Genomic DNA, 12150 nt, shown 5'->3' with positions numbered 1-12150 from the left:
AGACAGTCAAGCGTAGGTAGTGGCAATGCTATTCAGATTTTCCAAGGTGCTGGAACACAGCCTACAACAAAAATAGGCGCAGACGGCAGCGCCACGTTTGGTCCAGTCAACATTTCTTCAAGCACCGGATATGGTGCTCAGGTGGATATGGCAGCCAATGCAGCCACTGTAAATGCACAATGTCAGCAAACTGCTAGCCAGTATACGCTGCTATTTGCAGGCTATCAAGGTGCTAATAGAAACTTTCATGTCACTGCAGCCGGCGCCGCCGAGTTTGCTGGTACTATCCAAAGCACAGACTACCCAACCACTGGCTACCAGCTAGAAAGTGGAGGTTCTTTAGGACTTAACGCTGTTGCTGGTACATCTGGCAATATGTTCGCCCTTGCTGTTGGTGGTACACAAGTTGCTTCTATTACAGGTCAGGGAAGCGCCACGTTCAAAGATTACGTTAACGTTCAAATTAATAGTTCAAATTTGGCTAAACTGCAATTTGAAAATAGTGCCTCTCGACTTCAATACAGCAATGCTACTGGTCACATTGAACTTTACACAAACAATGCCGTAAGAAATCGGTTTTTATACAACGGTCAGGGTACTGCATTTAGCAACCAAAGTATAGTTTATCCAACCACTGACAACGCAGTAGATCTTGGTGGTGCGGGTAATAGATGGGATGATGTATATGCTACTAACGGAACAATCCAAACGTCCGATTCACGGTTAAAGCATGAAGTTGAAACTTCTGTTTTNGGAACGGATTTTGTCAAGGCATTGCGACCTGTTTCCTATAAATGGATAGGAGGTGAAAATGTTCCCATTGTTGACGGGACAGAAGAAAACGGCGACAACATTTACAGAACTGATGGTGANGGTAATTGGGTTTATGAGTCAAGAGCTGGTGCGCGAAAACACTGGGGATTTATTGCTCAAGAGGTCAAGCAGGCTGTAGACGATGCTGGGGTTGATTTCGCTGGGTGGACTCTGGCTGACAAGGATGATCCAGACAGCACGCAATCTTTGCGATATGAGGAGTTCATTGCTCCGCTTACTAAAGCCTTGCAAGAAGCAATCACCAAGATCGAGACTCTTGAAGCGAAGGTTGCCGCATTAGAAGCTGGGTAAAAGCCTTACATTTGGCCCCGTGACATCGCGGGGTTTTTTTATTAGATAAAGTTGACATTATTTTTTAGCATATAAATAACTAAAAAGGATAGATGTCACAGACAAAGGCACAATTAATTGGTGTAAGCAACGATACTACTACTGACAGTTTATTTTATCCTGTCTTTGTAAATAGTGATNGTATTGGACCAAAAACATCAACAACTAAGTTACAATTTAATCCTTCTACTGGAAGATTATCCGCAACATTTTTAGATTCTCTTTCTGATGAAAACTTAAAGAAAGATATTTCTACTGTTGATGGTGCAGTTGATAAAGTAAAGCAACTTAGAGGAGTTGATTATACTTGGAAAGAATCTGAAGAGAAATCTATCGGCGTCATAGCTCAAGAACTTAGAGAAGTTCTTCCGGAGTTGGTGTCTGAAAGTGAAAACGGATTGTCTGTGAATTATAATGGTATTATTGGTGTTCTGATTGAAGCAATTAAGGAACAGCAAAGACAAATTGATGAATTGAAAGGTAATTAATCATGGCAGTACCATCAGTAAATATTACAATTGAGCAGGGAGCAGATTTCACTTCCACATTTACGATTGCAAATAATGATAGTTCTGTTTATAATCTTTATTCAAGCACTGCTGTAGCGAAATTGAGAAAGCATCATAGTTCTACTAAATCTTACGATTTTACAACAACTATTACAATTGCTACCGGTAAAGTTAAATTGGATATGAGCGATGAAATAACAAGCACATTAGAACCTGGTAGATACTATTATGATATACTTTTAACAAATACGGTTAGTGGATTAAAAACACGAGTTATTGAGGGAATGGCGATGGTTTCCGCAGGAATTTCATAAATAGTTAAAAGATTTGAATCAAATGGCAGATTATAGAGTAACCTTAGATTCAACACCTGAATACACAGTAACTCAGGAGAAAGTAGTAGTGGCAGAATTTCTATCCCAATTAAGTGATGTAAATGTTCCAGATCTTGAAAACAAGGGAAACCATGTTTTAATTTATAATGCTGCAGCACAGAAATATGAGTTAGTTCCTGCTGATTCAATTCTGTCTGCAGCAGCTTCTGATAATATACTGCCTGATGATTTCATTGATCAATTGGATCAAGATCTTGACAATAAGATTGATTTTGATGGCGGCTCTTTTTGAATTATAAATATTCAAAAGTAAAATAGTAACTTTTTCCAAATGGCAGCACCGATTATTCAATTTAAGAGGGGTGCGTTTACAAATCTGCCTGGTTTACGGCAGGGNGAACCTGGTTTCACTACTGATAAGTATGACCTCTATGTTGGTCTTACATCAGAATCTTCAACTAATCAGTTCTTCGGTTCAGGAAGATACTGGGGTAGAGAGGATGGGACTGAATCCCTATCTCTTAAGTTAGTTGACAAGGATGGAACCAATAGCATCAACCTCAAAGGCCCAGACGCTTTATCTGGAGTCACTACATACACATTCCCAGCAGCACCAGAAGCTAACAAAATTCTTGTTACTGATGCGGATGGAAATCTTTCTTGGGAAGAAAATTTTAACATAGACTTAAATGTTGCTGGTATTGTAACTGCTACTGGTGGTTTCAATATCGGTATTAACTCTGAAGGAACTAGTATTACTAGTGGTCCAGTTCAAAACTTGAACTTTATTGGTATAGGAAATACATTTTCGTATAATCCAGATACTGATACAGTAGATATTGCGATTTCAGGAACTGGAGATAACCTTACTCTTGGAACTTCTTCTGACGGAGATTTGATAACACCTGGCGCTCTGAATACGTTCACGACAGAAACAAAGATTGTTGATAGTATTGATGACCTGAATGAGCTTGCGCTCAATATGATGAATAACACCGCAGTTTCTGGTTTAGACTTCTCTACAACTCCAGTTGCTGGTGGTTCGCCATTCTCAATCACTCTGACAACAACTGCATCAGGAAATCCAAATAATTATTATATTGATTGGGGTGATGGTTCGGTAGACAATACTTCTAATTCATCTCCAAGTCATACCTATGATGAACCAGATGGTGGACAGTTTACCATTACGATGGCAGCTAGTAATACTTCTGGTGTGGGTGCAGGAAGTTCATTTACAACATTTAAAACAAACTATATTACAGTTTATACTCCAGATCCAGATGTTTCATTCACCTTTAATGATGCTTTGAGTGGTGGAAGTGCAGTTACTTTTATTGATAGTGGAACTCCAATCTATCTGGAGAACACAACAACAGAAGTAACTGGATTTGATGTTGATTATACAGTCAACTTTGGAGATGGAATATCATTTGGAATCAATGGTAATGCAGAACCTGGTGGTGTNGGTGCGGCAAGAACAGAGCACATATACACCACTGCTGTAGAAACTGATACTAAATATACAGTTAATCTTTCTCTTAATTCTCATCCAGCTGCTGATCCTAATGTTATTCCAACTTCTGATTCAGCAACATTCAAGGTTTATGCTGAGCATACGCCATCATTTACTGGAATTGCAACGATAGGTATTAATAGTTTAGTTGACTCCGGTTTGCCAATTACTTTTACTAATACAACTGAGAATACAATCGGAAGTCATTCTGATTTTGGTATTCAGTATAGGTGGACATTTGGTGATGGTAGAATAACTACAGTGAATACTGGATCTTTTAATGATGGAGATACTAATAGAACTATCTCTAATGTATATAATCTTTCAGATAATGCTGCTGGGATCAGTTCTTCTTACNCTGCAAAGTTAGAAGTCCTCTCTAATCACACCAATTCACCATTTGCTTCTGCTGACTATATCATCACTGTTGAACCAGAAGTTCGTTCAATCTTCTCTGGTGAAGCCGTAGTTCAAAGTGATAGAATTGGCGATAATTCAAGAACGCTTTATGATGGAACTGACCTTAATGGTAATGATAGAAGAATCGGCCTCTTTACTAACACATCACATAACGCAAGCGATTATGTCTATGGTTATGGTGATGGAAGTTCTAATGATATAGTTGCAAGCAACGCAGCTGCTGGTGGTACTTCTACTCCAATCGAGCATACCTTCCAAGGAGGTCCTGGTTCTAAGATAGTTACTTTAACTGCAAATGGAACTCCGGGACATTTGGTTCAGAACGGAATAGTCGATGACGTTACGATGGTATTAGAAGCGGTTCCTCCTGCTCCAACTAATATCGCGGCACAAACACTTTCAATGTCAAGTTCTTCACAAGGAACATCGCCTCGTCTCTGTGCAGACTATACTGATAATCTGACTAGTTATGGTATTGCGATGCCAGGATTACTTATTGGTTCTGAGGTTACGAGATATGCAACAACAGCAACCATTAAATCAAATACACTTTCTGATATAGATGGTTCTGATTCTGGAACTCTTTCTGCCAGATTAAATGGTGCTGATATTGGTTCTAAATCCTTCACACTGGCCAAAGGAGAGACTGGTACATTCGATGATCTTGTAATTACCTCAGAAGGCGATGCTCATGATGAGATTTCATCTACAATTTATCCAAGTGATTTTTATCAAGTTTTCAGTGCCAGAGTTTCAAAATCACTTGCAGAAATTCCTGTTGGTTTGAATGAGTTTGATTTAAATCATTCTGTTGATGGAAATTGTGAAAGTGCAGTATTCGTTAAAGACGATCTGAACGATACTCCAACTCTCACANCAGGAACTCTTTCTGAAAGTAATTCTGGAACTAAGAGATATGTTTCGGGTATTCCTTATTATAATACTGGAAGTCCAACACTTGCATTGAGTGGTGTTGAAGTCTCTGATTTTACGGGTCAGACATATCAAGAAACTAATTCGCCATTTAACTTGACATCAGGAACAAACTTTGAGTCTACTTCTGCGAATGTTATTTCTACTCAGAATTACAGTTATGAAAATATTGAAGGAATAACTGATCTGCTTAATGGCAATGGTGTTCCGATAGCAAACACTGGTGTTGGTTCTGCATATGCTCTTGGAGACTTGAATGTTGATCTCACTTCTTCTAGTGTAAGATCAGTTCAAACAGTTAAGTTTCGTGCAAAGAACCCCGCNGGAAATGGATCTTATGTAGAAAATGACACTAAGATTCAAGTTCATACTGCATCACAATCTGGAATTAGCGAAATTGCAATCCCAGTTTCTGATTCTTTGGGTAATGGAGTTCACACTGATGATGGCATAAGAGTATTTGACTTTAGTGCAGATACCATTGATACTCCATCATTTACGTCTTCAACGGACTTCTATACTAATAATCCTTATACCGAATCTTCTGATCCTGGTGTTGAAGGTACAAGAGAAGCAACAGTTAGACTTGGTGTTCTGAAGCATGATATCACTGACTATTCAGTTGGATTTTTACCAGTTGGACCAAACAGAAGTGGCGATACCGGAACACAATATTTCACTTTTGCTTTCCGTCGCCAGGTAGTTGCTAATTTTGATATTAACATTACCTCGGCTTCTGGAATTTCTGGACTTTGGATTGCTGCACCTGGAACTCAGATAGATAGTGAAAGTGGATTAAATGGATGGTTAACTTCTGCCGAAGTTTTCCTTGGAGGTATCCCAGGAGAAAATGGAGATGGTGCAGCTTCAAATGGAGGTAATGTTATCATCCCAGGAGCAGAATTAAGTGGATCATATACAATGACACTTGGTGAAGAGAATATGAGTAACGCTACGGGCGATGTTGTTCTCGTAAGAATAGCATTATCGGCCGGCGAATCAATTTCATCACTTAGCATCGGAGTAGCATAATGGCCATAACACAATCACAAAAGGTTGACTTCCTTTGGAAAAAACTAGGTTACGGCCGTACTAAGACCGATACCAACTCTATTAAGAGAGCGTTTAACGAGTCAATAGCAAGTCCTCTCTTAATGAGGGGAGATAAAATTTGGCAGTCTGCTCACAGCATTCCGTCAACCATTCCAACAGTTAGTAGTTCTGTTGTAACTCTATATCCATCATCTGCTCCTGTAGAATGTGTTGCTGATATTACAGCTTCTACGAATAGAACTTGGAAGACTAATATTACCGATTGGATTCCGCCAGAGATTGGATCTACTTATCTCATTAGGGTATATGTCCATGACTCTGGAGATGCCGATAATGCGTCTACTCTGGGCACAACATTATTCGCTGCTGGTTCTGGAAATGATGACGAGTGGTTCTTTGATTATCAGTCAGGAGTTCTTCACTTTATTGGCGAAAATCTTCCCAATGGAGTAGATTTCTCTAATAAGAGTATTTACATTAGTGGTGCTCGTTACACCGGCCCAATGGGTCTTGGTGGTGTTTCTAGTGGAGATTTCTCTGGAGATGTTGACTTTAGTAGCACAACAAATAATACATTAGGCGATCCTGACACTGGTGCTGTTCAATTTAATGGTGGTGTTGGAATTGATAAGAATGTAACTATTGGCGGNGGNCTTCATGTTCAAGGCCAATCTGTTTTTGTTGGTGTTGCTAATTTCCAGGGAGGAACAATTAATCTTGGAGATTCTGATACTGACAATGTAAGTTTTGGTGGTGAAATCGTATCAAACTTTGTTCCAAGTGATGATGCAACATATGATTTGGGTACTGGTGAAAAACAATGGAGAAATTTAAGCATCTCTGGTATTGTTACTACATCTTCTGTCGTAACTGATACTTTAGTACTTGGTGGTGTTGGAATTACTAGCATTACTGATGAAGATGACATGGTGTCGGATAGCAGTACTGCTGTTCCTACCCAACAATCCGTCAAAGCTTATGTTGATTCTCAATTAACTGCTCAAGATTTAGATTTTCGGGCAGATTCTGGTGGTGAATTATCAGTAGATCTGGATAGTCAATCCCTGTTAATTGCTGGTACGGATAAGCAAATCAATACAGTAGGTGTAGGACAGTCTGTTACATTAAGTTTTCCATCTAATGTTGAAGTTGAAACATCATTTGCTTCTCCTACAATAAAGACTGATGTTATTCAGCATAGTGCTGGAAACAACGCTGCTACTATTGACTCTCTTGGTGATATCACAGCTGCTAGAAACCTCACAGTTACTGGTGATCTGTTTGTTAATGGTTCTACTACTCAAGTAAATACGAACTCAGTATCTGTTGAAGATAGAACTATTGAACTTGGTAGAGTTGATGGTAATGCTCCAAGCGGATCAACTACTTGGGATCTTGGTGTTCTCTTTAATTATAATGATGGAAATTCTAAGAAATCAGCAGTCGCATGGGAATCGGGAGTAGCAAGACTTGTATTTGCTGCAGATGTTTCGGACTCCGGTGGTTCTTCCTCAGCACATCCACAAATTACTGTGAATGAATATGCTGCGATTGAAGTTGGTGCTCTATGGGTTAACGATTGTGCGGGACAATCACAAGTAATTGCTTGTGCTAATGGTCAAAGAACACTTGAGAATATAACTATAGATGGAGGCTCGTTCTAATAGAGTATGAATGAAACTGATTACCAGGCCGTAATTGCTGCATATCAGCAAAAGGCCTTTGAACTTTTTAATCAAAATATTGTTTATGAAACTCAAATATCAACTTTGAAATCTCAAATTGAGATTTTAAAAAAGGAGTTGGAAAACAATAATTCAATAACTGAAAAATCGGGGGAAACCTATTGATGGATTCCACCGATCTTTTTGTTAAAGTAGTATCTTTAGAATCTCAGTTGGAATTAGCCAACGCAAAAATAAGAGATTTGGAGAAAGAGTTAAAAAAATTGAAGGCCTCAAAACCTCAGAAATCTTAGAGTAATAAATATATCTAAGGCAAGCTCAATATATATTGAGTTTATGTCGGGTATATACCCAAACATGAGGAATTGATGGCAAACCCAAATATTAAAATTAAGCGGACGGCTGTTCCTGGAAAGAAGCCGACCGTAGATCAACTGCCTATTGGCGAATTAGCTCTAAACTTTCATGATGCAAACTTGTTTGTTCAGAGATATCGTCCTGGAATCGGCAGCGACATTATTTCTATTGGCGCTGGTGCCGTAGTAAGTAATGTTTTATATGTAACAGCAGATGGTGATGATGTTAATGCTGGCGAAAAATTAGGTGATGCAAAGGCAACGATTGAATCAGCAATTGCCTCTGCTACACCGGGGACAGTAATTAAGATATCTAGTGGAAATTACATAGAAAACAATCCATTAAGACTTCCTGAGCAAGTTAGTTTAGTTGGTGATAGTCTTAGAGAAGTATCAATAAGACCTCAAAATCCGAATGAGGATTTAATTCACGTTACCGCAGGAAATTATCTCTCTGAGATGTCTTTCCGAGGATCTGTCAATACTGGTAAGGCAACCATATCTTTTGATCCGGATAATATTGTTAACGTAACCCAGTCACCCTACGTTAGTAACTGTACTAATTTTATTGAAAATAGTATCGGACTTAAAATTGATGGCAATCATACGGCCGGAGATTTTAAGAGCATGGTTGTCGATTCATATACTCAATATAATCAGGGTGGAATTGGAGCATCAATCACTAATGGTGGATATGGTCAGATAGTTTCTTTCTTCACAATCGCGACTGATGTTGGAATTTATTGTGGTTCTGGCGGTGCCTGTGATATTACAAACTCCAATTCATCCTTTGGTAACTTTGGATTGGTTGCTGATGGGGTTAGTGAAGTTCAATCTGTCGGTATAGTAACTGCCAATGTTGAAGCCGGATCTAATCGTTTTGCACTAAGTGGTTTATTTGATAGACCTTATGATGGTCAAGTTTTATATTTTGATAATTTGTATTATGAAGTAGCAAAGATTGATATTGATAATGCTGGATCTGGATATACAAAACCCCCTGTGGTTATTATTGACCCTCCATCTGAGAGTTGGGGAATAGATGCTTCTGCTATTGCTGAAATAAACTCTCAGGGTGAAGTTTCTTCCGTAACACTTGTTTCTAGTGGTAGGGGGTTTGATTTTATTCCATCTGTAACATTTTCTAATCCTGATGTTGGAAATAACGTTGCCACTGGAAGTCTAAAGGCAACTCCAAAGTATTATTTGATTGAAAGTGCTACGGCAGTAACTGGGGATATAACGACTCATACACCAACTAGTTCTACTTATTATCCAAATACTGGAAATCTCAATTTAACCGTGGCCAATCATGGATTTAATGTGGGAGATGGTATTAGAATTGCAGATGGAGCAATTACTTTTACCTGTGCATCAGATGATAACAATAGTGAGCATTCCTATCCAAGAGCAGGAGATCCCGCCAGTAACAAATGGTTGATTATCACCTCAACAACTACGAATACTTTCAGAGTGAATGTGGGGACTTCTCCAGATACATCATCCCACAAATTTGTTTCTTCTACTGAAAATTCAATTAAAAGGAGATCAGTTGGAATTTCTACAGTAACGATTGCTGAAAATCTTCCATATCCAGTTTCGATTGGTATGTCGGCTCCTATTTTTGAGCAAAGTAGGATTCTGGCATCAAGTCACTCTTTTGAGTATATTGGTTCTGGAACTGATATTTCTACAGCACTTCCGCAAAATGGTGGAGTGACTATTCCAGAAAATGAGGTTGATTCTAAAAATGGTGGACTTGTAATTTACACCAGTACCGATCAAGCTGGTAACTTTAAAATTGGTGATGGCGTTGTGATTGATCAAGCAAGAGGAACGATTACTGGTGATGCCTACACCAAGAGTTTGTTCGCAAATATAACACCCTATATTTTAGCATTGGGAGGATAATAAAATGGCATTACCACTTAATATATTCAAGACTGTCACACATGTCCTTGGATCAACATCTGTAGGAATCTATACGGCACCTGTTGGATACTCTGGTGTAGTTCTACTAGCCCAGGTAGCAAATACCGGATCTACTACAGAAACTGTTACTTTCTCACATGAAAGAACAACAGCAGGAATTGCTGTTACAACGGAGATTGCAAAAGATTTTCCAATTCCCCCAAACGACACTGCTACTTTTCTTGACGGTAAGTTATCGTTAGAATCAAATGATGTTCTTGTTATTTCTGGGTCGAGCGGTGATTTGAAATTTTTAGGTAGTATTCTTGAAACACTCAAGTGATGTGGGGGAAATAAAATAAAATGCCACAGTTATTGAGCGGTAGATTACCAAGTGTAAGGATAGGGATACCTTCTTATAGTGAAGATTTAGCAACTCTATCAGTTGTTGGTATATCTTCACTGGACAAGATTAGTGCTGGTGGATCTATAGGTGAAGACGGACAATATCTTGTATCTACTGGTATTGGTTTAACGTGGAAGACTCTCACTAATGAGGATCTTTCAGTAGTAAGAACAACATTTGACTATGTAGCAATAGCTGGCCAAACTACTTTTGAATTAAAATATACGGTTGGATATGTTGATGTATTTGTTAATGGTGTATTGCTCGCACCATCAGAATATACCGCTTCAAATGGAAGTTCAATAATATTTTCTGAACCTCTATTTCCTAATGATAATGTACAGATAGTTGCATATAATCCATATACGGTTATTTCTAAAGCAGGATCTATTAGTGCTGGAGGAACGACAGGAAATTATGGTCAATATTTAAAATCTACTGGTGTTGGATTGGAATGGGAAGATTTTCCAACACTAAGAACGGAAGATAATCTTACAGCAACGGCAGGCCAAACAACATTTAGTGTTGCCTATAATGTTGGTTTTGTTGATGTATTTGTTAATGGTGTAAGATTAACTAAGAGCGAATACACGGCATTAGATGGATCTAATATTATTTTTGGAGAACCTTTATTTGCAAATGATGCTGTTGATATTCTTAAATATAATACTACAAGTTCTGGTGGTAGTGGAGGATTTGTAGAAACTGATACATTAAGTTCAGTTATTATTCGCGGAGCAGAAGCATCTACGGGTATTCAGGTAGGAATATCTACAATTAAGGAAGTATATACTGATGTTATTAGAAGAAAAACAGATAGCAGTACAAATACAAAAATTGGATTAGATTCCAAATCACTAAAACTTTATGCGGGCAATGGCACCCGAGCGAAGGTAACTATTAATGGCGGAGTTGGTATTAACACAAGTTTAAATGTGGTTGGTATTGCTACTTTTAACCAAGATGTAATGGTTGGTTCCGATCAATCTGCTGGAATAGTTATGACTTCACCTAATGGAACAAAGTTTAGATTAGTTGTTGATGATTTGGGAAATCTATCTACAACGGCAGTGTAAAAAATGATAAATAACATTAAGCGAGTCTAGTTAACTATAAGAACTATCTGATCAACGAAGACGGCCTTGGCTAACAGTTGAAATTGTTCCATAGGTGACAGAACGAAGATGACTCGTGGAACGTTCTACAAACTCATTCAAAGAAAAAAAATGGCATTTAATAGAGAACTTTCGCAATTTGCGAATTATCTAGAACTAGATGCGTCTGCTAATTATATCGGTATTGCTGCTGGCAAAGATGCCGAAGTTGGTATTGGTACTGTTGACACTGAAGCAAAACTCACCGTTGATGGTGATGTTAAAGTTTCTGGTGTTGTTACCGCTACTAGCTTTGATGGTATCTTCACTGGTAATGCTGATACTGCTACTGCATTAGAGACCTCTAGAACAATTTCCTTAGGTGGAGATCTCGCCGGTTCTGTCTCCTTTAACGGAACAAGCGATGTAACAATCACAAGTACAATTCAAGCAAACTCAGTTGATCTTGGAACAGATACAGTAGGTAACTATGTTGCTACTATTGCTGATTCTGGATCAGGCAATCTTGTCGTTTCTGGATCTGGTTCAGAAACCGCATCAGTAACACTGGATCTTGCCGATACCGGAGTTTCTGCTAATACATATGGATCCACAACTAAAATTCCTGTTGTTTCTGTTGATGCTAAGGGTCGTGTTACTAATGTAACTACAACCGATGTCGCAACAAACCTTAGTGTATCTGGAGATAGTGGCAGCACAACTGTCAATTTACTTGATGAAACTTTAGTTTTTGAAGGTGGTTCTAAC

General features: G+C 38.6%; 10 protein-coding genes and 1 pseudogene. All 11 read left to right on the top strand.

Annotated elements, in window-relative coordinates:
* A partial coding sequence (locus CBB91_RS00645) for a tail fiber domain-containing protein (RefSeq protein WP_345906693.1) occupies positions 1 to 1125 on the top strand: 1125 nt, incomplete at its 5' end.
* Positions 1126 to 1217: 92 nt separating this feature from the next.
* Positions 1218 to 1652 carry a tail fiber domain-containing protein gene (locus CBB91_RS00640; protein WP_345906692.1) on the top strand — a complete coding sequence of 145 codons (435 nt, stop codon included), beginning with the start codon at positions 1218 to 1220 and terminating at the stop codon, positions 1650 to 1652.
* A gap of 2 nt (positions 1653 to 1654) precedes the next feature.
* A complete protein-coding gene (locus CBB91_RS00635) occupies positions 1655 to 1987 on the top strand; it encodes a hypothetical protein (protein WP_345906691.1) in 333 nt (110 codons plus the stop codon).
* A gap of 22 nt (positions 1988 to 2009) precedes the next feature.
* Positions 2010 to 2300: a hypothetical protein gene (locus tag CBB91_RS00630; protein ID WP_345906690.1), complete on the top strand. Its 291-nt coding sequence runs from the start codon at positions 2010 to 2012 to the stop codon at positions 2298 to 2300.
* Between the two features lie 39 nt (positions 2301 to 2339).
* Positions 2340 to 5909: a hypothetical protein gene (locus CBB91_RS00625; protein ID WP_345906689.1), complete on the top strand. Its 3570-nt coding sequence runs from the start codon at positions 2340 to 2342 to the stop codon at positions 5907 to 5909.
* Between the two features lie 1691 nt (positions 5910 to 7600).
* Positions 7601 to 7780 carry a hypothetical protein gene (locus CBB91_RS00620; RefSeq protein WP_345906688.1) on the top strand — a complete coding sequence of 60 codons (180 nt, stop codon included), beginning with the start codon at positions 7601 to 7603 and terminating at the stop codon, positions 7778 to 7780.
* Positions 7780 to 7908 (top strand): hypothetical protein, encoded by a 129-nt coding sequence (locus tag CBB91_RS00615; protein ID WP_345906687.1) that lies wholly within the window; start codon positions 7780 to 7782, stop codon positions 7906 to 7908. Before CBB91_RS00620 ends, CBB91_RS00615 begins: the two co-directional genes overlap by 1 nt.
* Positions 7909 to 7983: 75 nt before the next feature.
* Positions 7984 to 9882, top strand: coding sequence for a hypothetical protein (locus tag CBB91_RS00610; protein ID WP_345906686.1), 1899 nt, complete (start codon positions 7984 to 7986; stop codon positions 9880 to 9882).
* 4 nt (positions 9883 to 9886) lie between these two features.
* Complete coding sequence (locus CBB91_RS00605; RefSeq protein ID WP_345906685.1) at positions 9887 to 10225, top strand: hypothetical protein; 339 nt, start codon at positions 9887 to 9889, stop codon at positions 10223 to 10225.
* 20 nt (positions 10226 to 10245) lie between these two features.
* The gene (locus CBB91_RS00600; RefSeq protein WP_345906684.1) at positions 10246 to 11364 is read left to right on the top strand and encodes a hypothetical protein; all 1119 of its coding nucleotides are present in this window, start codon (positions 10246 to 10248) and stop codon (positions 11362 to 11364) included.
* A gap of 108 nt (positions 11365 to 11472) precedes the next feature.
* Positions 11473 to 12150, top strand: a pseudogene (locus CBB91_RS00595) (hypothetical protein); the annotation flags it as partial.

This window comes from Hyphomonas sp. TMED31, assembly GCF_002172815.1.
GTDB classification, from domain to species: Bacteria; Pseudomonadota; Alphaproteobacteria; order Caulobacterales; family Hyphomonadaceae; genus Hyphomonas; species Hyphomonas atlantica.
This window is presented reverse-complemented; position numbering and strand designations above follow the sequence as displayed.